The 23,375-nt window shown below is 56.4% G+C and carries 22 protein-coding genes; 20 read left to right on the forward strand and 2 right to left on the reverse strand.

The features are described 5' to 3' along the window. The first annotated feature begins 8 nt into the window (after positions 1-8). The 3 genes from araH (at position 9) to otsA (ending at position 3,345) form a co-directional block, all read left to right on the forward strand. On the forward strand, positions 9-989 hold the full coding sequence (gene araH / locus AM329_RS03680) for an arabinose ABC transporter permease AraH (RefSeq protein ID WP_003859689.1): 981 nt from the start codon (positions 9-11) through the stop codon (positions 987-989). Positions 990-1,142: 153 nt separating this feature from the next. Further along, positions 1,143-1,946 (forward strand): trehalose-phosphatase, encoded by an 804-nt coding sequence (gene otsB, locus AM329_RS03685; RefSeq protein ID WP_023314361.1) that lies wholly within the window; start codon positions 1,143-1,145, stop codon positions 1,944-1,946. After that, entirely contained in the window at positions 1,921-3,345 is a 1,425-nt protein-coding gene (gene otsA, locus AM329_RS03690) for an alpha,alpha-trehalose-phosphate synthase (protein ID WP_003859691.1), read from the forward strand. Before otsB ends, otsA begins: the two co-directional genes overlap by 26 nt. A 15-nt stretch (positions 3,346-3,360) precedes the next feature. On the opposite strand, the gene uspC is transcribed toward otsA, so the two are convergent. Then, positions 3,361-3,789 (reverse strand): universal stress protein UspC, encoded by a 429-nt coding sequence (gene uspC, locus AM329_RS03695; RefSeq protein ID WP_003859692.1) that lies wholly within the window; start codon positions 3,787-3,789, stop codon positions 3,361-3,363. Positions 3,790-4,585: 796 nt separating this feature from the next. On the opposite strand from uspC, the gene flhD reads away from it, so the two are divergent. The 6 genes from flhD to cheW all read left to right on the forward strand — a co-directional run bounded on the left by flhD (position 4,586) and on the right by cheW (position 9,991). Continuing rightward, the gene (gene flhD / locus AM329_RS03700) at positions 4,586-4,936 is read left to right on the forward strand and encodes a flagellar transcriptional regulator FlhD (RefSeq protein WP_003859693.1); all 351 of its coding nucleotides are present in this window, start codon (positions 4,586-4,588) and stop codon (positions 4,934-4,936) included. A 2-nt stretch (positions 4,937-4,938) separates the two neighbouring features. Next, complete coding sequence (gene flhC, locus AM329_RS03705) at positions 4,939-5,517, forward strand: flagellar transcriptional regulator FlhC (protein WP_003859695.1); 579 nt, start codon at positions 4,939-4,941, stop codon at positions 5,515-5,517. 123 nt (positions 5,518-5,640) lie between these two features. Next, entirely contained in the window at positions 5,641-6,528 is an 888-nt protein-coding gene (gene motA / locus AM329_RS03710) for a flagellar motor stator protein MotA (RefSeq protein WP_003859696.1), read from the forward strand. Beyond that, positions 6,525-7,454, forward strand: a complete 930-nt coding sequence (motB, locus tag AM329_RS03715) for a flagellar motor protein MotB (RefSeq protein ID WP_032609542.1) — start codon at positions 6,525-6,527, stop codon at positions 7,452-7,454. The genes motA and motB overlap by 4 nt, the downstream gene beginning before the upstream one ends. A 4-nt stretch (positions 7,455-7,458) precedes the next feature. Further along, positions 7,459-9,468: a chemotaxis protein CheA gene (cheA, locus tag AM329_RS03720; RefSeq protein ID WP_032659185.1), complete on the forward strand. Its 2,010-nt coding sequence runs from the start codon at positions 7,459-7,461 to the stop codon at positions 9,466-9,468. Positions 9,469-9,487: 19 nt separating this feature from the next. Further along, positions 9,488-9,991, forward strand: coding sequence for a chemotaxis protein CheW (gene cheW / locus AM329_RS03725; RefSeq protein WP_003859699.1), 504 nt, complete (start codon positions 9,488-9,490; stop codon positions 9,989-9,991). A gap of 45 nt (positions 9,992-10,036) precedes the next feature. Here cheW and AM329_RS03730 read toward each other — a convergent pair whose 3' ends face one another. Beyond that, positions 10,037-11,296, reverse strand: a complete 1,260-nt coding sequence (locus AM329_RS03730) for a dicarboxylate/amino acid:cation symporter (RefSeq protein WP_032609537.1) — start codon at positions 11,294-11,296, stop codon at positions 10,037-10,039. Positions 11,297-11,722: 426 nt separating this feature from the next. Between AM329_RS03730 and AM329_RS03735 the strand changes: the two genes are divergently transcribed. The 11 genes from AM329_RS03735 (at position 11,723) to cheZ (ending at position 23,341) form a co-directional block, all read left to right on the forward strand. Further along, the gene (locus AM329_RS03735; protein ID WP_003859701.1) at positions 11,723-12,295 is read left to right on the forward strand and encodes a spore coat protein U domain-containing protein; all 573 of its coding nucleotides are present in this window, start codon (positions 11,723-11,725) and stop codon (positions 12,293-12,295) included. Between the two features lie 7 nt (positions 12,296-12,302). After that, the gene (locus AM329_RS03740; protein WP_032609535.1) at positions 12,303-12,851 is read left to right on the forward strand and encodes a spore coat U domain-containing protein; all 549 of its coding nucleotides are present in this window, start codon (positions 12,303-12,305) and stop codon (positions 12,849-12,851) included. 16 nt (positions 12,852-12,867) lie between these two features. Then, positions 12,868-13,629 (forward strand): molecular chaperone, encoded by a 762-nt coding sequence (locus AM329_RS03745; protein WP_022651454.1) that lies wholly within the window; start codon positions 12,868-12,870, stop codon positions 13,627-13,629. Then, on the forward strand, positions 13,605-15,989 hold the full coding sequence (locus AM329_RS03750) for a fimbria/pilus outer membrane usher protein (protein ID WP_022651453.1): 2,385 nt from the start codon (positions 13,605-13,607) through the stop codon (positions 15,987-15,989). The genes AM329_RS03745 and AM329_RS03750 overlap by 25 nt, the downstream gene beginning before the upstream one ends. Beyond that, positions 15,986-16,948: a spore coat U domain-containing protein gene (locus tag AM329_RS03755; RefSeq protein WP_022651452.1), complete on the forward strand. Its 963-nt coding sequence runs from the start codon at positions 15,986-15,988 to the stop codon at positions 16,946-16,948. The genes AM329_RS03750 and AM329_RS03755 overlap by 4 nt, the downstream gene beginning before the upstream one ends. Before the next feature lie 85 nt (positions 16,949-17,033). Next, complete coding sequence (tar, locus tag AM329_RS03760; RefSeq protein ID WP_022651451.1) at positions 17,034-18,701, forward strand: methyl-accepting chemotaxis protein II; 1,668 nt, start codon at positions 17,034-17,036, stop codon at positions 18,699-18,701. Between the two features lie 44 nt (positions 18,702-18,745). Further along, positions 18,746-20,347, forward strand: a complete 1,602-nt coding sequence (gene tap / locus AM329_RS03765) for a methyl-accepting chemotaxis protein IV (protein WP_032609532.1) — start codon at positions 18,746-18,748, stop codon at positions 20,345-20,347. A 19-nt stretch (positions 20,348-20,366) separates the two neighbouring features. Next, complete coding sequence (cheR, locus tag AM329_RS03770; RefSeq protein WP_032609530.1) at positions 20,367-21,233, forward strand: protein-glutamate O-methyltransferase CheR; 867 nt, start codon at positions 20,367-20,369, stop codon at positions 21,231-21,233. After that, positions 21,230-22,279 carry a chemotaxis response regulator protein-glutamate methylesterase gene (locus AM329_RS03775; RefSeq protein ID WP_003859716.1) on the forward strand — a complete coding sequence of 350 codons (1,050 nt, stop codon included), beginning with the start codon at positions 21,230-21,232 and terminating at the stop codon, positions 22,277-22,279. The genes cheR and AM329_RS03775 overlap by 4 nt, the downstream gene beginning before the upstream one ends. Before the next feature lie 17 nt (positions 22,280-22,296). Further along, positions 22,297-22,686: a chemotaxis response regulator CheY gene (cheY, locus tag AM329_RS03780; RefSeq protein WP_000763862.1), complete on the forward strand. Its 390-nt coding sequence runs from the start codon at positions 22,297-22,299 to the stop codon at positions 22,684-22,686. 10 nt (positions 22,687-22,696) lie between these two features. Beyond that, the gene (gene cheZ, locus AM329_RS03785; RefSeq protein ID WP_003859718.1) at positions 22,697-23,341 is read left to right on the forward strand and encodes a protein phosphatase CheZ; all 645 of its coding nucleotides are present in this window, start codon (positions 22,697-22,699) and stop codon (positions 23,339-23,341) included. The last annotated feature ends 34 nt before the right edge of the window (positions 23,342-23,375 follow it).

Genomic DNA, 23,375 nt, shown 5'->3' on the forward strand with positions numbered 1-23,375 from the left:
AGTCAATGATGTCCTCTGTTACTACATCCGGAGCGCCGAAGTCGGCTTTCAGTTTTGGCCGCATCTGGGACCAGTACGGCATGCTGGTGGTCTTTGCTGCCCTCTTCGTCGCCTGCGCGATTTTTGTGCCGAACTTCGCCACGTTCATCAATATGAAGGGGCTGGGGCTGGCTATCTCCATGTCCGGCATGGTGGCCTGCGGAATGCTGTTCTGCCTGGCCTCCGGTGATTTTGACCTGTCGGTCGCCTCGGTGATTGCCTGTGCAGGCGTCACCACTGCCGTGGTGATCAACATGACCGAAAGCCTGTGGATCGGCGTGCTGGCCGGGCTGCTGCTCGGCGTGTTGAGCGGCCTGGTGAACGGGTTTGTCATTGCGCGCCTGAAGATTAACGCCCTGATTACGACGCTGGCGACCATGCAAATCGTGCGCGGTCTGGCCTATATCATCTCCGACGGCAAAGCGGTCGGGATCGAAGACGAGCGTTTCTTCACGCTGGGCTATGCCAACTGGCTGGGGCTGCCTGCGCCAATCTGGCTGACGGTAGGCTGTTTGATCCTGTTCGGTTTCCTGCTCAACCGCACCACCTTTGGCCGAAATACCCTGGCGATTGGCGGCAATGAAGAGGCGGCGCGTCTGGCGGGTGTCCCGGTCGTACGGACCAAGATCATTATCTTCGTGCTTTCCGGGCTGGTATCGGCGGCGGCGGGGATTATTCTGGCGTCGCGCATGACCAGCGGCCAGCCTATGACCTCCATTGGTTATGAGCTGATCGTCATCTCAGCCTGCGTTTTGGGGGGCGTTTCCCTCAAGGGCGGCATCGGAAAAATCTCATATGTGGTGGCGGGGATCCTGATTCTGGGGACCGTAGAGAACGCCATGAACCTGCTCAATATTTCTCCGTTCTCTCAGTACGTCGTACGCGGCCTGATCCTGCTGGCAGCGGTGATCTTCGACCGTTACAAGCAAAAAGCGAAGCGTACCGTCTGATTTATTTTTAGCCACTAACCTGCTCAACTATTAACCATAGTTGACCCCCTGACCGGCCCGCCAGTTTTGTTGACGGGCCGGTTGCTAAATGGCGAGCACCGTCACACTGTCTATACTTACATGGCTGTTTTGTTCACTGTAAGGAGGATTAGGGTGGCTGACTTGTTAACCGCACCGCCTGTACTGCCCGGAAAATTTGCTTTCTTTTTTGACCTCGACGGGACGCTCGCCGGGATTGAACCGCATCCGGATGACGTTGTTGTACCGGACACGGTGTTAGAGAATTTGCAGCAGCTCTCCCGACAGAACGAGGGGGCACTGGCATTGATTTCAGGGCGCTCAATGGCCGAGCTGGACGTGCTCGCCAGTCCTTATCACTTTCCGCTGGCCGGTGTGCACGGAGCGGAGCGCCGCGATATCCATGATCAACTGCATATAGTTTCACTCCCCGACACGCTGATTCAGGCGCTGCATGCGCAACTCTCTTCGGCTCTGGAAATGCTTCCCGGTACGGAACTGGAAGCCAAAGGCATGGCTTTTGCGCTGCACTACCGTCAGGCGCCCCATCATGAGGCGGCGATATTTTCGATAGCAAGAAGCGTGGCCGAAGCCCATCCGGAGCTGGCGTTACAGCCGGGTAAATGTGTGGTCGAGATTAAACCGGCAGGAATTAACAAAGGCGCTGCCATTGCAGCGTTTATGGCGGAAGCGCCGTTCAAAGGGCGTACGCCAGTCTTTTTTGGGGATGACCTGACCGACGAGGCCGGGTTCAGGGTGGTAAACCAGGCCCAGGGCATGTCTGTCAAGGTTGGATCTGGTGAAACCATTGCCGGATGGCGGCTGGAAAATGTCGCCAGCGTCTGGCAGTGGATATCTGACGTCGCTAACCAGCAACAACAACAAATAGCGCAAAACAACGGGAGAAATCATTATGGGTCGCTTAGTCGTCGTCTCTAATCGCATCGCACCGCCGGATGATAAAAAAGCCAGTGCCGGTGGCCTGGCGGTCGGGGTATTAGGTGCCCTCAAAGCCGCGGGTGGTCTCTGGTTTGGCTGGAGCGGGGAAATCAGTAATGAAGAGAAACCGCTAAAAAAGGTGTCACGGGGCAATATTACGTGGGCCTCCTTCGCCCTTAGCGAGAAGGACTATGATGAATATTATTCCGAGTTCTCAAACGCCGTGCTGTGGCCAGCGTTTCACTATCGTCTGGATCTGGTGAAATTCCAGCGTGAATCCTATGAAGGCTACATGCGCGTCAACGCGCTGCTGGCAGATAAACTACTGCCGCTGATCGAAGAAGACGATATCTTATGGATCCACGATTATCATCTGCTGCCCTTCGCCAGGGAGTTGCGGAAACGGGGTGTGAATAACCGAATCGGTTTCTTCCTGCATATTCCGTTCCCGACCCCGGAGATCTTTACGGCGCTGCCGCAGCACGAGGAGATCCTGGAGGCGCTGTCAGATTACGACCTGCTCGGTTTCCAGACGGAAAATGACAGGCTGGCCTTCCTCGACAGCGTGTCGGGCAAAACCCGGCTGGTCACTCACGGCGGTAAATCTCATACTGCGTGGGGACGAAATTTCCATACCGAAGTCTACCCAATCGGTATTGAGCCAGACGAAATTGCCGAGCAGGCCTCCGGTCCGCTGCCGCCGAAGCTTGCCCAGCTCAAGGACGAACTCAAGCACGTTAAGAATATCTTTTCGGTTGAACGACTGGATTATTCCAAAGGGTTGCCGGAGCGATTCCTCGCCTATGAAACCCTGCTGGATAAATTCCCGCAGCATCATGGCAAAATCCGCTACACCCAGATAGCGCCGACCTCGCGCGGTGAGGTTCAGGCCTACCAGGATATTCGTCACCAGCTTGAGACCGAAGCAGGGCGCATCAACGGGCGCTATGGCCAGCTCGGCTGGACTCCACTTTTCTATCTGAATCAGCATTTTGAGCGTAAAATCCTGATGAAAGTGTTCCGCTATGCGGACGTCGGGCTGGTCACGCCGCTGCGCGACGGGATGAATCTGGTGGCAAAAGAGTATGTAGCAGCACAAGATCCTGCTGACCCGGGCGTGCTGGTGCTGTCCCAATTTGCCGGTGCGGCAAACGAGTTAACCTCAGCGCTGATTGTGAACCCTTACGATCGCGATGACGTGGCAAATGCCCTGAATCGCGCGTTAACCATGCCGCTTGCGGAACGCATTTCACGTCATTCGGAAATGATGGAGACCATCGTCAAGAATGATATCAACCGCTGGCAGGCGCGTTTTATTGACGATTTACGCGCGATCCAGCCGCAAAGTCAGGAAGGTGATCTGCAAAAAAAGATCGCGACCTTCCCTAAACTCGCCTGATTTCCTTCGGGGGCATTAATTGCCCCCGAGAGGCACCAGCAGGACATCCACCTGGCTTGACGAAACGATGGATTTTGCCGAGCATGCCGCCCGGGAAAAAAAGCTCTGGTTATGATTTCCGCAAATGACCAAATCAATATTCTGTTTGCGACAAATGTCGAGAATATGTTCACTTAATTCCCCGGTGGCAATCACCGTCTGATGGACAGGATAGTTTGCCCGCTCAACCAGCTCGCGCAGAAATTGCTGCGTTTCTTCCTGAAGAACCTCACGAATATCTTCCAGCATAGGCGCTGCCAGTTGGTTATACATTTCGGGTTCAGCTGCCAGGGTGATCAGACTTATGCGGGCGTTGTTCGGGCGGGCAATGGAAACTGCACGGGCGACGAGTTGATGACTTTCTGGGGAAACCGCAACAGAAACAAGAAGATGGGAGTAACTCATCACACACTCCTTTTATGTCAGAATGACACGTTTCTCAAGCTTTACCGCGAATCTGCCGCTTCTGCAAGAGCTACATGCGACAATAGTGTGAACCTTATCATAATTATTCATTAATTATTCTTATAAGAAGAATAACGAAATGGGAGCGCAAAATGAAAGTAATTAACAACTTAACGTAAATCACACATTTAGCCTTCCGTGCTGTTAAATCGCGTTAACCGATCGTCAACGCAAGCGTGATGCTGACCCATGGAAGCTCCTGTCTCGAATTGAAAGCTTAACCTGCTGTTTTTACTTAATTAAATCTGGCTGTTCCCTGACGTTCGCGCCCGTTCAGACGCGGAAGGGCAGCGCTTCTCCGACATAGCAATTTTCATACCCGATCCACTCATCCCTCTGCATGAGTATTCGTTCCATAAGAATATAACCAAGCTTCGGTTGCTCAATAAACAGTCAAATTACAAGTCGCGCTGATGGATTTATGGGTTACATTCGCGTAAATTATGTGACGAAGATCACATTTTTTTTAAATTCCAGGGGGGGCTGCATTGTATGTGTCAAAACTGACGAGTAGAGTTTGCGTCGAATTAGGAAAAATCTTAGTTATTTGTAAGAAAAGATAAAATGTGTAACCGACATTTTGGCCATGTTAACCGGTCACGCGCTTTACGACGTACAAACCTAAATTCAACTATGCATTTGGCCTTTTCTTTTTATACCGGGTGATTTCCCGGCGACATCACGGGGTGCGGTCTTTCCGCATAAAAATAATAGTTGGTTATTCGGGATGGGAAAAATGCATACATCCGAGTTGCTAAAACATATTTATGACATCAATTTGTCGTATTTATTGCTCGCGCAGCGTTTGATTAGTCAGGACAAACCGTCAGCGATGTTTCGTCTGGGTGTTAACGAAGAGATGGCAACCATGCTGGGTGGATTAACCCTCCCGCAAATGGTCAAGCTGGCTGAAACCAATCAACTTGTCTGCCAGTTCCGTTTTGATAACCCGCAGACCATTACGCGTCTGACTCAGGAATCTCGCGTGGACGATCTGCAACAAATCCACACCGGTATTCTTCTCTCCACCCGTCTGCTCAACGAAATCAGCCAGCCTGATGACGTAGCCCGGAAGAAAAGGGCTTAACAATGAGCGAAAAAAGCATTGTTCAGGAAGCCCGTGATATCCAGCTGGCAATGGAACTCATCACGCTGGGCGCGCGTTTACAAATGCTGGAAAGCGAGACGCAGTTGAGCCGTGGTCGTCTGATCAAGCTGTACAAAGAACTGCGTGGTAGCCCGCCGCCAAAAGGCATGCTGCCGTTTTCCACTGACTGGTTCATGACCTGGGAGCAGAACATTCATGCTTCCATGTTCTGTAATGCCTGGCAGTACCTGCTTAAAACGGGGTTATGCAGCGGCGTTGATGCCGTGATCAAAGCCTACAAACTTTACCTTGAGCAATGCCCGCAGCAGGAAGAGGGACCTCTGCTGGCGCTGACCCGCGCCTGGACGCTGGTGCGTTTTGTTGAAAGCGGCATGCTTGAATTGTCGCGCTGCAACTGCTGTGACGGCAATTTTATTACCCACGCGCATCAGCCTGCGGGCAGCTTCGCCTGTAGTTTGTGCCAGCCTCCATCCCGAGCCGTAAAAAGACGTAAACTTTCCCGGGATGCTGCCGATATTATTCCACAACTGCTGGATGAACAGATCGAACACGCTGTTTAACCCGAACCTGTGGGCAAGATTCCAGCAGCGGTAAGCGATTACCGCTGCTTTTTTTTACCCTGCGTTCAGGTCTCGCGCTCGAAATGAACGTCCTGCCATAGTCACTAGCGGAAGGATGATGTCGTGCTTATCTTATTAGGTTACCTGGTAGTTCTCGGTACAGTTTTCGGCGGTTACATGATGACCGGCGGGCACCTTGGAGCACTCTATCAACCGGCTGAACTTGTCATCATCGGCGGTGCAGGGGTAGGGGCTTTTATCGTTGGTAACAACGGTAAATCGATCAAGGGCACGCTGAAGGCGATTCCGCTGCTGTTTCGTCGCTCGAAATACACCAAAAGCATGTATATGGATCTGCTGGCGCTGCTCTATCGCCTGATGGCGAAGTCACGTCAGCAGGGGATGTTCTCGCTGGAGCGGGACATCGAAAATCCGAAAGAGAGCGAAATTTTCGCCAGCTACCCGCGTATTCTGGCCGACGCGATGATGCTCGATTTTATCGTCGATTACCTGCGCCTGATCATCAGCGGCAACATGAACACCTTCGAAATTGAAGCCCTGATGGACGAAGAGATTGAAACCCATGAGAGCGAATCCGAAGTGCCGGCCAACAGCCTGGCGCTGGTGGGCGACTCGCTTCCGGCGTTCGGCATCGTGGCGGCGGTAATGGGCGTGGTACATGCTCTGGCCTCGGCGGATCGCCCGGCGGCTGAGCTGGGCGCGCTGATTGCCCACGCGATGGTGGGGACGTTCCTCGGTATTTTACTTGCCTACGGCTTTATCTCCCCGCTGGCGAGCGTGCTGCGCCAGAAGAGCGCCGAAACCACCAAAATGATGCAGTGCGTGAAAATTACGCTGCTCTCAAACCTCAACGGTTATGCCCCGCCGATCGCCGTCGAATTTGGTCGTAAGACGCTCTACTCCAGCGAACGTCCGTCGTTTATCGAACTGGAAGAGCACGTGCGCGCGGTGAAAAACCCCAACCAACAGACGACAACTGAGGACGCATGAAAAACCAGTCCCATCCGATCGTCATCGTAAAAAAGCGCAAGCATAAGGGGCACGGGCACGGTTCTCACGGCTCCTGGAAGATCGCGTACGCCGACTTTATGACCGCCATGATGGCGTTCTTCCTGGTGATGTGGCTGATCTCCATCTCCAGCCCGAAAGAGCTTATCCAGATTGCGGAATATTTCAGGACGCCGCTGGCGACGGCGGTCACCGGCGGGCCGCGCATTTCGAATAGCGACAGCCCGATCCCCGGCGGCGGTGACGATTACACCCAGCAGCAGGGCGAAGTGAAAAAACAGCCTAACATCGACGAGCTGAAAAAACGGATGGAGCAGGCGCGCCTGAAAAAACTGCGCGGTGACCTGGATCAGCTGATTGAAGCGGACCCCAAGCTGCGCGCGCTGCGTCCGCATCTGAAAATTGACCTGGTACAGGAAGGGCTGCGTATTCAGATCATCGACAGCCAGAACCGGCCGATGTTTAAAACCGGCAGCGCCGAAGTCGAGCCCTACATGCGCGATATTCTGCGTGCGATTGCACCGGTGCTGAACGGTATTCCTAACCGCATTAGCCTGTCCGGACACACGGATGATTTCCCGTACGCCACGGGAGAGAAAGGATACAGCAACTGGGAGCTTTCTGCCGATCGCGCCAACGCCTCGCGTCGCGAGCTGGTGGCGGGTGGGCTTGATGATGGCAAGGTCCTGCGCGTGGTCGGCATGGCTGCAACCATGCGCCTTACCGACCGCGGACCGGATGACGCCATCAACCGTCGTATCAGTCTTTTAGTGCTGAACCAGCAGGCGGAGCAGGCCATCCTGCATGAAAACGCCGAAAGTCAGAATGAGTCACTGGACGATTTAAAACAGCCTGGGGCCGTCCCTTCGGCTGCCGTTCCAACATCGCCACCAGCCAATTCGAGGTGATAGCGTGAGCATGGATATTACCGATTTTTACCAGACATTTTTTGATGAAGCCGACGAATTGTTGGCCGATATGGAGCAACATTTGCTGGATCTGGTGCCCGAGGCGCCGGACTCAGAACAGCTCAATGCCATCTTCCGTGCGGCGCATTCCATTAAAGGCGGAGCCGGAACGTTTGGATTTACCATTTTGCAGGAAACCACCCATTTAATGGAAAACCTGCTGGATGAAGCACGACGCGGTGAGATGCAGCTCAATACCGACATTATCAACCTGTTTTTGGAAACGAAAGATATTATGCAGGAACAGCTCGACGCCTATAAAAGTTCGGCAGAGCCTGATGCCGCCAGCTTTGAATACATCTGCAACGCGCTGCGTCAGTTAGCGCTGGAAGCCAAAGGTGAGGCGTCTGCGCCCGCTGTCCCTGCGGCAAAACTGAGCGTTGTTGACGCCGTGGCCGAACCCGCTACGGCGCCTGACGCGCCCGCAGGAAAACTGCGCGTGGTGCTGTCACGTCTGAAGGAGAACGAGGTCAACCTGCTGGAAGAGGAGCTGGGGAACCTGGCGACGCTCAGCAACGTGGTGAAGGGCAAAGACAGCCTGGCCGCGACGCTTGACGGCGGGATCGGTCAGGATGACATCGTGGCAGTGCTCTGCTTCGTCATTGAAGCGGATCAGATTGCGTTTGAAACCGAGGCGGGGGGCGTTGAAGCGCCAGCTCCGGCAGAGAATACCCCTGCGGTAGTTGCCGCTGCCCCGGCACTGAAAGCCGTGCCAAAAGAGACGGCTGCCCCGGCCCGCGGTGAAAAACCGGCGGCGCGTTCCAGCGAGTCCACGAGCATTCGCGTGGCGGTGGAGAAAGTGGATCAGCTAATCAACCTGGTGGGTGAACTGGTGATCACCCAGTCGATGCTGGCCCAGCGTTCCAACGAGCTGGACCCGGTGACTCACGGCGATCTCATCACCAGCATGGGCCAGTTACAACGTAACGCCCGCGATTTGCAGGAATCGGTGATGTCCATCCGCATGATGCCGATGGAATATGTCTTCAGCCGCTTCCCGCGCCTGGTGCGCGACCTGGCCGGCAAGCTCAACAAACAGATCGAACTCACGCTGATGGGCAGCTCCACCGAGCTGGACAAGAGCCTGATCGAACGCATTATCGACCCGTTAACGCACCTGGTGCGTAACAGCCTCGACCACGGCATCGAGCTGCCGGAAAATCGCGTGGCAGCCGGAAAATCGCCCGTGGGCAACCTGATCCTGTCAGCGGAACATCAGGGCGGCAACATCTGCATCGAAGTGACCGATGACGGCGCGGGCCTGAACCGCGAGCGCATTCTGGCGAAGGCGATCTCGCAGGGAATGGCGGTCAACGAAAACATGACGGACGAAGAAGTGGGCATGCTGATTTTTGCCCCGGGCTTCTCAACCGCAGAGCAGGTCACCGACGTTTCCGGCCGTGGCGTGGGCATGGACGTGGTGAAACGTAACATTCAGGAGATGGGCGGTCACGTTGAGATCCAGTCTAAGCAGGGTGCAGGCACCACGATTCGTATCCTGCTGCCGCTGACGCTGGCCATTCTTGACGGCATGTCCGTTAAAGTGGCGGACGAAGTCTTTATTCTGCCGCTGAACGCGGTGATGGAGTCCCTCCAGCCGCGTGAAGAAGATCTGCATCCGCTGGCGGGCGGGGAGCGCGTGCTCGAAGTACGCGGCGAGTATCTGCCGCTGGTGGAACTGTGGAAAGTGTTCGAAGTGGACGGGGCAAAAACCGAGGCCACGCAGGGTATCGTTGTGATCCTGCAAAGCGCCGGACGCCGCTACGCGCTGCTGGTTGATCAGCTGATTGGTCAGCATCAGGTGGTGGTTAAGAACCTGGAAAGCAACTACCGCAAAGTGCCGGGGATCTCTGCTGCCACCATCCTGGGTGATGGTAGCGTCGCGCTGATCGTCGATGTATCGGCACTTCAGGGATTAAATCGTGAACAACGTGTGGCGAACACAGCCGCCTGATTAAGTAAAAGGTAATAACATGACCGGTATGAGTAACGTAACGAAACTGGCGGGCGAGCCATCGGGGCAGGAATTCCTGGTTTTCACTTTAGGTGATGAAGAGTACGGTATCGACATCCTGAAAGTGCAGGAAATTCGTGGTTACGACCAGGTAACGCGCATTGCGAACACGCCAGCGTTTATCAAGGGTGTGACCAACCTGCGCGGTGTGATTGTGCCTATCGTGGACCTGCGCGTGAAGTTCAGCCAGGGCGATGTGGAGTACAACGATAACACGGTGGTGATCGTCCTGAATCTGGGGCAGCGCGTGGTGGGGATCGTGGTGGATGGCGTGTCTGATGTACTGTCGCTGACCGCAGATCAAATCCGTCCTGCGCCGGAGTTTGCGGTCACGCTGTCGACGGAATACCTGACGGGGTTGGGTGCGCTCGGCGAGCGTATGCTAATTCTGGTGAATATTGAGAAGCTGCTGAACAGTGAAGAGATGGCGCTGCTGGATATTGCGGCGAATCATGTAGCATAAAATGAAGCCGGGTAAGCGTCAGCGCCACCCGGCTCTTTTGTATCCTTACGCCTCCTGCTCCACCAGCTCTGCCTCCGCTTCCCGCGCCCCTTCATTCTGCGACAGCATCGCCGTCGCAATCCCGTTCCCCAGCACGTTAATGGCGGACCGTCCCATATCCAGGAAATGATCAATCCCCATCAGCAGCAGGATCCCGGCCACCGGAATATTAAAGCCCGGAATGGTTGCCGCCAACACCACCAGCGACGAGCGCGGTACACCCGCAATGCCTTTCGAGGCCAGCATCAGCGTTAACATCAGCACCGTCACCTCGGTGAAACTCAGGTGAATGTTGTACGCCTGGGCGATAAACATTGAGGCGAACGAGCAGTACACCATGGAGCCGACCAGGTTAAACGAGTAGCCGATCGGCAGGACGAAAGAGGCGATATTCCGTGAACAGCCGAAGCGCGCTAACTGCTCCAGCGTTTTCGGGTATGCCGCTTCAGAGCTGCTGGTGGTAAACGCGACCAGCACCGGATCTTTCAGCATCGCCACCAGACGAAAAATCTCTTTTTTCAGCACCATGTAACCTACCGCCAGCAATACCAGACAGGTCAGAAGGATCGCCACATAGTAACCGCCAATAAACGAGGCATAGTTCAGCAAAATGCCCAGCCCCTGGGTGGCAATGACGGACGAAATTGCGGCAAAAATGGCCAGCGGCGCAACGTACATCACGTAGCCCGTCACCTTCAGCATAATGTGGGAGACCACATCCAGCGCCGCGACCAGCGGGGCGTTGAATTTTTGGCCCAGTGACGCGCCGCCAATGCCGAAGAACATCGAGAAGACCACAATTTGCAGGATCTCATTGTTCGCCATCGCGCCGGCAATGCTGGTTGGAATGGTATGTGACAGGAAGGCTTTCAGCGACATCCCACTAACGGCCAGGCCGGTATCAACCGTCTCTGTGGGAATGCTCAGGTTCAGACCGCTGCCGGGTTGTTCAAGGGTAACAATAAACAGCCCCACCAGAATGGAAAGCACAGATGAGCTGATAAACCACACCATCGCTTTACCCCCGACGCGCCCAATCGTCGACGTTTCACCCAGCTTCATAATGCCCACCGTCAGGGTGCTGAACACCAGCGGGGCAATCACCATCTTAATCAGCCGCAGGAAAATATCGGTCAGTAGCGTAATGTTCTCCGACCAGGCCTGTATCGCGTCGGACGAAGCATACTCATGGATCGCCGCACCTGAAAGAATACCCGCCAGCATGAAAATCACGATGAAGAGCGTGAGTTTGTTTGCACTTGCCACAAAAAGATCCTCTATGCGCTAAAAGAGTTTCCTGCGTCGATGCATACAAAATTTTTATTTAAGCGCAGGAAAATATTCGAGGCATAAATTGAAGTAAAGCTGCGTGAGTTACAACTTGTTTTTAATTTTTATGAAATTCGTTGTTTTTATCATAACGATATATTGTGATGCAGATCACATTACACGCGATATATCCTCAGATTAAGCAAGAATAATGCCCGTTTTATTTTGCTAACTCTTTGTAATGTTTGTTAATAGTCTGTTAATTGGGGGCGGGTGTCTCACCTTCGTTGAAAGTGGTTGAAGCGTAAACCATAAACTAAATTCTCAGTAACCGCGCCGGGGAATGTTTAAGCGGGGCTAACATACTGAACAGTATGAATAAAATATGGCAAGCGGACCATTATTTCTTCTGGAGGGTGGTAAATGAAAAGAAAACTTCTTTTTATCTGCGCGGGTACACTGCTGACGGCGGCGACTGTCGGTCAGGCGCTGGCAGTCACCAGTAGCGGTACTATCGGGGCGACGCTGACGTTGACGAACGGTTGTTTGATCAACGGCTCGCCAACGCAAAACGGCATTAACTTCGGGACACTCGATTTCGGGACCCATCCTGCGACATTCTCCACCCTGACAACCCAGTTAACCGGGGCCAGCGGCGGAAATACCTTTACCATTCAATGTACCACTGCCAGTTACACGGTGGCGATCACCGGCAACACCAACGCGACCGCACCCGGAACTGTTGTCGGCACCCCCGGCACACCCGCCCGATATCTGGTGAACACCGCCAATGCGGCACAGGGCGTGGCATACAGCCTCTATAGCGACAGCGGGTACAACAACGTGATTGCTAACAACGCCGCGTTGCCCGTAGCTTCCACAGCGGGCGGGGTGAACAGCTATACCCTCTACGGGCGCATAACGGGCGGCGGCAATAGCGTAACGGTTGTACCGGGAACCTATACCGACACGATTAACGTCAGCGTCACCTACTGATTCAGCCATGAAGGCATTGTGTTTATGTCTGCGCGAAAGCGCAGAGGGCGTCGTGCACCCTTTTTTGGCCCTGATCGTCGGGCTGATGATGATCTGCGACGCCAGGGCGGTGACATCCCAGTCCTTCAGGGTGAGCGCGACGGTAGTACCAGGATGCTCGGTGAGTACCGGCACGGGCGGGCGCTTTGGGACGCTGGATTTTGGAACCCGCAATGGCGTGGACAACACGCCGGTCAGCACCAGCTTTGTCGCCGACGGCGCGTTGTCCATCGCCTGCACACCGGGTGTGGCGCTAAGTATGAGCATTAACGGCGGTCAGAATTATAGCTCTGTGAGGCGGATGACGCGTTCAGGCGGGACAGAGGTGGTCGGTTACCGGCTCTACAGCAGCAGCTCACTGGCCGCGAACAGTGAAATTGGCGTTAACCAGGCCATACCGATTACCTATACCAACAGCAATAACATCGCGCTGCCTCTTTTTGGCGTCGCGCTCCTGACGGGGTTTAGCCTGCCGGGAACATATTCAGATCAACTCACCGTGACCTTGTCATGGTAGGAAAGGGAGAACATCGATGAAGCCATTTTTCAGGCGATCAGGCCTGGTGGGTCTGTTGGGGGCAACGGCTCTGGCAGCGGGCCAGGCGCAGGCAGCGGCAACCATTCTTTTGTGGCCCATCGATCCGTGGCTTTCGGCAGAGGCCAGAGCAACTGAATTGTGGATCCAGAATCAGGGCAACAGCGCCACGACAATGCAGATACGCATTGTGCGCTGGAAACAGGAGGGCGGATATGAGCGTTACACCGCCCAGCAGGATGTGGTCGCCAGCCCGCCGATCGTGACTATCGCTAAAGGCAGTAAACAGCTTATTCGCCTGATCAAGCAGGGGACGATCCCGTCGGGGGTTGAGCAGGCCTACCGCATTATTGTGGATGAAATTCCCCAGCCGGATGCCAAAGCGGAACCGTCCATGGGCCTCAAACTGCAAATGCGCTATTCGATTCCTTTATTTGTTTATGGGCAGGGGATCCCCACCCTCAACGAAGGGGCACACCACGCGCTGGCGAATACCCAACAGCTGAGCTGGCGGGTCGTTCAGGAGGGGGGGAAACCCGCGCTTCAGGTCCGTAATCAGGGGGATGTTCACGTCCGGCTCAGCCAGGTTGCGGTTGAGCAGGGCGGGCAAAAACGCACGGTTGCCGAGGGGCTGCTGGGTTATGTGCTGCCAGGCAGCACCCGAAGCTGGCCGCTTCCGGCAGGGATTTATCAGCCGAACCGGATGAGCGCGCAAATTAATGCCAGGGATACGCAATGGCAATCGACGCCCGTCAACTGAAACCGGCGATGATGATCCTGCTTTGCGTCAGTACCAGCGCCTTTGCCGAAACCGGTGACGACAGTTTACCGCCGCCGCCGGATGCACGGACGATGAACGGCGAAGCAGTATTCCAGCTCGCCCTGGTGCTGAACCACTATGACACGGGTCTGGTGGTGCCGGTGACGCAGCGCGAGGGTGCCTGGTTTATTTCGGGCGCGGATTTGCTCCGCGCCGGGCTGCCGCCCGCCCATGTGCCTGCCGGAGAGGTGAATCTCTCGACGCTTACGTCGGTACGCGCAGAGTACGACAGCACGGCCCAACGTCTGTTGCTGACGGTCCCCCGGGACTGGGTCGCCGCGCGGATCACGCCGTTCAGCGAACAGAACACGCATAGCAAGCCGCACTATGGCCGCGGCGCGCTGCTCAATTACGACGTTTATACCAACCATTCCGAGCACACGGGCGGCCAGGCGTCGGTCTGGCACGAGTTCCGCTATTTCAATGAGGATTATTCGTTTTCATCGACGGGTTACGCCCGGCAGAATTTCACCGGTAACAGCGGGCAGCAGGAAGGGTACGTGCGCTACGACTCAACGTTTCTGATCACCAACGAGGAAGATGCCACCACCTGGACCGTCGGGGACGTCATCAGCGATGCGCTGAGCTGGAGCACCAGCGTGCGCATGGGCGGGATCAGCTACGGGCGCGACTTCTCCCTGCGTCCTGATCTGGTGACCTGGCCGCTGCCGGCGTTTTCCGGCGAGGCGGCTGTCCCGACCTCGGTCGATCTCTTTATTAATGGCTACCGTTCCGGCTCCACCCGCCTTCAGCCGGGGCCGTTTACCCTCACCAATCTGCCGTATATCAACGGTGCCGGGGATGCGGTGCTGGTTACCACTGATGCGCTGGGTCGTCAGGTGAGTACCACGCTGCCGTTTTATGTCAGCAGCGATCTGCTTAAGCAGGGGTTAAGCGACGGCGCCGTGACGCTGGGTAGCCTGCGGCGTAACTACGGTATTGAGAATTTTGACTATGGCCCGGCGGCGGGCAGCGGATCGTATCGCTACGGGGTGACCGACTGGCTGACGCTGGAGGGGCATGCGGAAGGGGCGGAGTCGCTGGCGCTCGGCGGTGCGGGCACGGTGCTGAAGCTCGGGCGTTTTGGCGTGGTAAATACCTCGTGGACCCAAAGCCGCATGCGCGGCGATAGCGGCGGCCAGATAAACTGGGGCTATCAGTACAACACCAGCGAGTTTAGCGTAGCGACCCAGCATACCCGGCGCGACCGTGGCTTCGGCAACCTCGCCCTGTACGATCAGCCCACCGTTTATGATGAAAATGATAACCCCGTTGCCAGCCTGAGCCGCAATACCGACCAGTATTCCTTAACCTTTAACCTCGGCGGTTACGGCAATATCGGCGCGGCGTGGATCGGGGTTGAAAGTTTTGACAGCAAAAAAACTGAGCTGCTCAACCTCTCCTGGAGCCGTAATTTGTGGGGCTCAAGCAGTATTTATCTGGCTGCCAGCCGTGACCAGCAGCGGGGCGACTGGACGGTTGCGCTGTCGTTGCAGGTTCCCCTCGGCGAACGTGACAGCGCCGCCGTCACCTTTGAAAACACCCCTGACGCAGGCAGCACTCAACGCATTAACTACAACCACTCGATGCCTTCAGACGGCGGCTTTAGCTGGAACATGGCCTGGGCCAACCAGTCGCGGTCGAGTAACTATCAGCAGGCCACGCTCGGCTGGCGGAATAACAACGTGGAGCTACAGGGCGGCGGCTACGGTGAGAAGGGCATGATGACCTGGTGGGGCGAGGCGATGGGTTCTGTCGTGCTGATGGACGGTGAGCTGTTTGCGGCGAACAAAATCAACGATGCGTTTGTGGTGATCAGCACCGACGGACATCCGGACGTACCCGTCAGCTACGAAAACCAGCCGGTTGGTAAAACCAATAACAAAGGTTATCTGTTGGTCAGCGGCGTTTCCGCCTATTACCCGGCAAGCTACCGCATTGATACCCTGAACTTACCTGCGGATACCCGGCTGAAAGAGACCGAGCGTCGGGTGGCGATTCGTCGGCATAACGGTTATCTGGTGGATTTCCCGATGGAGCAGGAGCGGGTTGCCAGCGTCATTCTGCACGATGCGCAGGGCAATGCGATCCCGGTGGGAAGCCAGGTCAGACGCGCATCCCGCAGCAGCGCGGTTGTCGGCTATGACGGCCTCGCCTGGCTGGAAAACCTCAACGATGTGAATCCGCTTGAGGTCATCACCCCGGAGGGTAAACGCTGTACGGCAACGCTGACCGTTGGTGCAAACCCTGAGCATAAGCTGCAAACCTACGGTCCGCTGACCTGTCGGGAGGCGCCGTGAGACGCCTGTTAATCGCGCTTCTCCTGCTGTGCTCCGGCGGCAGCTGGGCGGCCTGTACCGTCAGTACGGTGAATGCCTCGTTTGGCAGCGTCACCTCGTTCGCACTCAGCGGCACCGGGGAAGTGGAAACGACGGGCACGCTGGTGGTGACCTGCGATACCGTTCTCAACCTGTTAACCAACGACTCGGTGACGCTGAATTACACTTCGGCATCCGTCTTTGCGAATAGCCGGGCGACCATGAAGCGTACGGACAACGCGGCTATTACCGATGTCATTCCTACGCGCCTGTGCGGGGCGTCCGGCTGCGGCGGAAACAGTGAAATACAAATCAGCAAAGCCTATACCTGGAGCGGAAACACGCTGCTCGGGCTGCTGGGTTCAAGGCGCTACAACATTCCCCTTTATTTCCGGACCGTAATGGGGCAGAACGTCACCGCCGGGCCGTATCAGGTGTTGTTAACGTTCAGCATTAACTACAACGTGTGCGCCGTTGGCGCGGTCGGAGCGTGCCTGACCCCGCAAACCGGCACGGCAACCACCTCGATCCTCCTCAACATGACCGTCACCAACGATTGCAGCACCATGACCACGCCGGACGTGAATTTTAACAGCGCGCCGCTGGTGCAAAATTTTCCCACCGTTTCACAGTCGGTTGCCGTCACCTGTACCAAAGGCAGCACCTACACCATAGGCATTAATAATGGGGCAAATGCCCTGAACAACGTGCGTCGTATGGTCAGCGGCAGCAACTTCATGAGTTACGACATCTACAAAGAGGCGACCAGCAACCGCTGGGGTAGCAGCGGCAGCGAGCGCTGGGCCAGCGCCAGCTCATCGCAGGTCAGTACGGACGGGCTTTTACGTACCTACAACTACACCGCCAAAGTTCTGACCAGCCAGGCCACGCCGCCTGCCGGAACCTACACCGACACGCTGATTGTCGACGTCGCATTCTGACTCCCGCGCTTTTCCCTTTCGCAAATGTAAAGTTCCTGTGGCCTGTGCCGATAACACCGTTAATAAATCTATGAGAAGGTGTTGTATGTTGAACCGTATCCGCGTTGTCACAATGCTTATGATGGTGCTGGTCATTTTCGCACTTCTTCAGCTTACTTCTGGCGGCCTCTTTTTCTCGTCGTTAAAACAGAACCAGGACAGCTTCGCGGCCTCGAACGATTTGCGAATGCAGCAAAGCGAACTGACCACGACCTGGGATCTGATGTTGCAGACGCGTATCAACCTGAGCCGCTCGTCTGCCCGCATGATGATGGACCCAAATAACCAGCAGAGCAGCGCAAAAACGGAACTGCTGAAGAATGCGCGCGCCACGCTGGCAGACGCGGCGAAACATTACGACGCCTTCAAAAAAATCGCCCCTCAGCCGGCAATGGCGCAGGCGAGCGCGAACATAGATGAAAAATATCAGGCCTACTTCGCCGGCCTCACGGAGCTGGTGCAGTTCCTGGAGAAGGGCAATATGGACGCCTATTTCGCGCAGCCGACCCAGGGAATGCAGAACGCCCTCGGCGCGGCGCTCGGCGAGTACGCTAAAGCCAGCGGCGAGCTTTATCACTCCGCGTTCACGCAAAGCCAGAACGACTACCGTTTCGCGAAATGGCAGATGGCGGTTCTCGCCCTCGCGCTGGTCATAGTGCTGGTGGCCGTGTGGTACGGCATTCGTCATATCCTTCTTAACCCGCTTGGCCGCGTCATTGCCCATATCCGTGATATTGGCCGGGGCGATCTCACGAAAACGCTGTCCGTTTCTGGCCGCAATGAGATCACCGAGCTGGCAACCAGCGTCGACCATATGCAGCGTTCGCTGATTGATACCGTCGCCAACGTGCGCGAGGGGGCGGATGCCATCTATACCGGCACGAGTGAAATCGCGATGGGCAACAACGATCTTTCGTCCCGTACCGAACAGCAGGCGTCCGCTCTGGAAGAGACGGCGGCCAGCATGGAGCAGCTCACCGCGACCGTGAAGCAGAATGCCGACAACGCCCGTCAGGCGTCGCAGCTTGCAGAAAGCGCGTCCGATACCGCCCAGCGCGGGGGTCGGGTGGTCGACGGCGTGGTGAAAACCATGCATGACATTGCCGACAGCTCGAAGAAAATCGCCGACATCATCAGCGTTATCGACGGCATCGCCTTCCAGACCAACATCCTGGCGCTGAACGCGGCCGTTGAAGCGGCGCGTGCGGGCGAGCAGGGCCGCGGGTTTGCCGTAGTCGCCGGCGAAGTGCGTAACCTCGCCAGCCGCAGCGCCAATGCGGCGAAAGAGATCAAAGCTCTGATTGAAGACTCTGTTTCACGCGTGGATACCGGCTCGGTGCTGGTGGAAAGTGCGGGTGAAACCATGAATGACATCGTGAATGCCGTGACGCGCGTGACGGACATCATGGGTGAAATCGCCTCTGCATCGGATGAGCAGAGTCGTGGTATTGACCAGGTCGCCCTGGCGGTATCGGAAATGGATCGTGTGACGCAGCAAAACGCCGCCCTGGTGCAGGAGTCCGCTGCCGCGGCCGCTGCGCTGGAGGACCAGGCGAGCCGCCTGAAAATGGCCGTCTCGGCGTTCCGTCTTACTTCAAAAACAACAAATACGGTCAGCTCGCGGTCGGTGTACGGCGAAGCAGCCCCGGCGCCCGTGACAGCACGTACGCGCGCAGCGGTGACCGGACAAGATGAAAACTGGGAAACATTTTGACTGACAATTAAACCGCGGCTGCTTGCCGCTTGATGGGAGCGTGGATGTTAAATCGTATTCGTATCTCGACCACACTGTTTTTGATTCTGATCCTGTGTGGGGTTTTGCAGGTTGGCAGTAACGGGTTGTCTTTCTGGGCGTTTCGCGATGGCTATCAGAATTTGCAGGAAGTTGAGACGAGTAATCAGCAGCGCTCCGCACTGGCACAAACGCGTGCCGTGCTGTTGCAGGCAAGCACTGCGCTGAACAAAGCAGGGACGTTAACCGCGCTGAGCTATCCGCCGGAGGATATTAAGGGGCTGATGGTTGTGGCCCGCAGCAGCCTGAAGCAGGCCGACGCGCAGTTTAAGGCTTTTACGGCGCAGGAGGCGGTCAGTGAGAAAGAGAAAGCGCTCAAAGTCGCCATGAAAAAGACCTTTGATGTGTGGTACGGCGATCTCGACCATCAGGCGACGTGGCTGGAGAACAACCAGCTTTCTGACTTCCTGACCGCGCCGGTGCAGGCGTCTCAGGCGGCGTTTGACGACAGCTTTAACGCATGGCAGCAGGATATTAACCAGTTTGTGGCGCGTGCCGGTGCGGACAGCCGTACCAGTTACCGCATGTCAGGGGTGATATTCCTGACTATGGTAATCCTGGCGGCCCTGCTGACCGGCGGCTCGCTGTGGTGGTCGCGCAAAATGATCGTCCAGCCGCTGGCCATCGTCAGCAGTCACTTCGACAGTATTGCGAAGGGCGACCTGGCGCGTCCGGTGGCCGTGTATGGCAGGAATGAAATATCAGCGATTTTCGCCAGCCTGAAGGCGATGCAGAGTTCGCTGCGGGAAACGGTAAGCAACGTTCGCCAGGGCAGTTACGCCATGCATACCGGGATCTCCGAGATTGCGGCAGGCAATAACGACCTCTCTTCCCGTACTGAACAGCAGGCGGCATCGCTGGCGCAGACGGCGGCCAGCATGGAGCAACTGACCGCGACGGTAAGCCAGAACGCCGATAACGCGCGTCAGGCGTCCGACTTGTCAAAACAGGCCGCGATGACGGCGAAACGTGGGGGCGATCAGGCTTCTCACGTCGCCAGCACGATGCAGGAGATTGCCGCCAGCTCGCAGAAAATTGGCGACATTATCAGCGTTATCGACGGTATCGCGTTCCAGACCAATATTCTGGCGCTGAACGCGGCGGTGGAAGCGGCGCGTGCCGGCGAGCAGGGGCGCGGGTTCGCGGTGGTTGCCGGTGAAGTGCGTAACCTGGCCAGCCGCAGCGCCAATGCGGCGAAAGAGATCAAAGGGCTGATAGAAGAGTCGGTCTCCCGCGTACAGCAGGGCTCCGCGCTGGTGGATACCGCCGCGCAGACCATGCACGAGATAGTCACCTCCGTGACGCGGGTTAACGACATTATGGGCGAGATTGCCTCGGCGTCTGATGAACAACGCCGTGGTATTGAGCAGGTGGCGCAGGCCGTTACACAGATGGATCAGGTTACACAGCAGAACGCCTCACTGGTGGAAGAGGCGGCGGCTGCGACCGATCAGCTGGCAAACCAGGCGGATCACCTTACCGGGTTAGTCGCCGTATTTAATGTGAAAGAGCACGTTGAAGCAGTAACAGAAGTCGGACGGTCACAGGCCGTGCCCGTTGTATCCTGAATGTGATTGAGAAGGCGCTATGACATCACCCATGCCCTCAGGGCAAACGTCATTATTGTTGCAGATGACACAGCGCCTCGCGCTGTCCGACGCGCATTTTCGTCGGATATGTCAGTTAATCTACCAGCGTGCGGGGATCGTGCTTGCGGACCATAAGCGAGACATGGTCTACAACCGGCTGGTGCGGCGCTTGCGCACGCTGGGGCTGGACGATTTTGGCCGCTATCTGAGCATGCTCGAAGCGAACCAGAACAGCGCCGAATGGCAGGCATTTATCAACTCATTAACCACCAACCTGACCGCGTTTTTCCGCGAGGCGCATCACTTCCCGGTGCTGGCGGAACACGCCCGTCGCCGTAGCGGAGAGTATCGCGTCTGGAGCGCGGCGGCCTCTACCGGGGAAGAGCCGTACTCGCTGGCCATCACCCTGGCGGACACCCTGGGCATGGCGCCGGGTCGCTGGAAAGTGTACGCCAGCGACATCGACACGGAAGTGCTGGAAAAAGCCCGTAACGGCGTTTATCGCCAGGATGAGCTGAAAACGCTGTCTCCCCAGCAGCTACAGCGTTACTTCATGCGCGGTACCGGCCCGCATGAAGGACTGGTGCGCGTACGCCAGGAGCTGGCGAACTGCGTGGAATTTGCCCCCGTTAATTTACTGGATAAGCAGTACAACGTGCCGGGGCCATTCGACGCCATTTTTTGCCGTAACGTGATGATCTATTTTGATAAAACGACGCAACAGGACATTTTGCGTCGCTTTGTTCCGTTCCTCAAGCCTGACGGTTTACTGTTTGCCGGGCACTCGGAAAACTTCAGCAACCTCGTGCGTGAGTTTAGCCTGCGTGGGCAAACGGTATATGCGCTGAGTAAGGAAAAAGCATGAGTAAAATCAGGGTATTGTCTGTCGATGATTCGGCGCTGATGCGTCAGATCATGACCGAAATCATCAATAGCCACAGCGATATGGAGATGGTGGCGACAGCGCCCGATCCGCTGGTCGCGCGGGATTTAATCAAAAAATATAACCCCGACGTGCTGACGCTGGATGTTGAAATGCCGCGCATGGATGGCATCGATTTCCTGGAAAAATTAATGCGCCTGCGCCCGATGCCGGTGGTGATGGTGTCATCTCTGACCGGTAAGGGTTCAGAAATCACCCTGCGCGCGCTGGAGCTGGGGGCGGTGGATTTTGTCACCAAGCCGCAGCTCGGCATTCGCGAGGGGATGCTGGCGTACAGCGAGATGATCGCCGAGAAGATCCGCACCGCGTCCCGGGCGAAGCTTGCCGCGCATAAACCGACGGCAGCCCCGGCAACCCTGAAGGCGGGGCCGTTACTCAGCTCGGAAAAGTTGCTGGTGATTGGCGCGTCAACCGGAGGAACAGAGGCAATTCGCCATGTACTCCAGCCATTGCCGCTCTCAAGCCCGGGTATTCTGATTACGCAACATATGCCGCCGGGCTTTACCCGCTCGTTCGCGGAGCGCCTGAATAAGCTGTGCCAGATCAGCGTGAAAGAGGCGGAAGACGGCGAGCGCGTGCTGCCGGGTCACGCCTATATCGCCCCGGGTGACAAGCACATGGAGCTGGCGCGCAGCGGGGCGAACTATCAAATCAAAATTCATGACGGGCCGCCGGTTAACCGGCACCGTCCGTCGGTGGATGTGCTGTTTCATTCGGTGGCGAAACATGCGGGGCGCAACGCCGTTGGGGTGATCCTGACGGGGATGGGTAACGACGGCGCCGCCGGAATGCTTGCGATGCACCAGGCTGGCGCCTGGACGATTGCGCAGAATGAAGCAAGTTGTGTGGTGTTCGGCATGCCGCGCGAGGCCATCAATATGGGTGGCGTAAGCGAAGTGGTCGATCTTAGCCAGGTAAGCCAGCAGATGCTGGCGAAAATCAGTGCCGGACAGGCAATACGTATTTGACTCAGGAGTATTATTTTATGGCGGATAAAGAGCTTAAGTTTTTGGTTGTGGATGACTTTTCCACCATGCGTCGCATTGTGCGCAACCTGCTGAAAGAGCTGGGCTTCAACAATGTTGAAGAAGCAGAAGACGGGGTGGATGCGCTGAACAAGCTCCAGGCTGGCGGGTTTGGTTTTGTGATTTCCGACTGGAACATGCCGAACATGGACGGTCTCGAACTGCTGAAAACCATCCGCGCGGATGCAGGTATGGCCTCTCTGCCGGTACTGATGGTGACCGCAGAAGCGAAGAAAGAGAACATTATTGCCGCTGCACAGGCGGGCGCAAGCGGCTACGTGGTGAAGCCATTCACCGCGGCGACTCTGGAAGAGAAGCTCGGGAAGATCTTCGAGAAACTCGGCATGTGAGGTGATGGATATGTTGCAACCTGCTATGAAACCCGTTGAAGAACATTCTCCGAGCGACATTATTGCCCGCATTGGTAGCCTGACCCGCATGCTGCGCGACAGCCTGCGTGAGCTGGGGCTGGACCAGGCGATCGCCGAAGCGGCGGAAGCCATCCCTGACGCGCGCGACCGTCTGGACTACGTCGTGCAGATGACCGCGCAGGCGGCCGAGCGTGCGTTGAACAGCGTTGAAGCCTCGCAGCCGCACCAGGATGCCATGGAGAAGGGTGCGAAAGCGCTGAGCAAACGCTGGGATGAGTGGTTTGAGAACCCTATTGAGCTGGCGGATGCCCGCGAACTGGTAACGGATACCCGTCAGTACCTGGGTGACGTGCCGGGCCACACCAGCTTCACTAACGCCCAGCTGCTGGACATCATGATGGCGCAGGATTTCCAGGACCTTACCGGCCAGGTGATCAAGCGCATGATGGATGTGATTCAGGAGATTGAACGTCAGCTGCTGATGGTGCTGCTGGAGAACATTCCGGAACCGGCTGCCCGTCCGAAACGCGAGAACGAAAGCCTGCTCAATGGTCCACAGCTTGACACCAGCAAAGCGGGCGTGGTGGCAAGCCAGGACCAGGTGGACGATCTGCTGGATAGCCTTGGTTTCTGATTGCCCGTTCTGCCTCAGGTCGTTAACGCGGCCT

It is taken from the genome of Enterobacter cloacae complex sp. AR_0002 (assembly GCF_001922365.1).
In the GTDB taxonomy this organism is placed as follows: Bacteria; Pseudomonadota; Gammaproteobacteria; order Enterobacterales; family Enterobacteriaceae; genus Enterobacter; species Enterobacter hormaechei_C.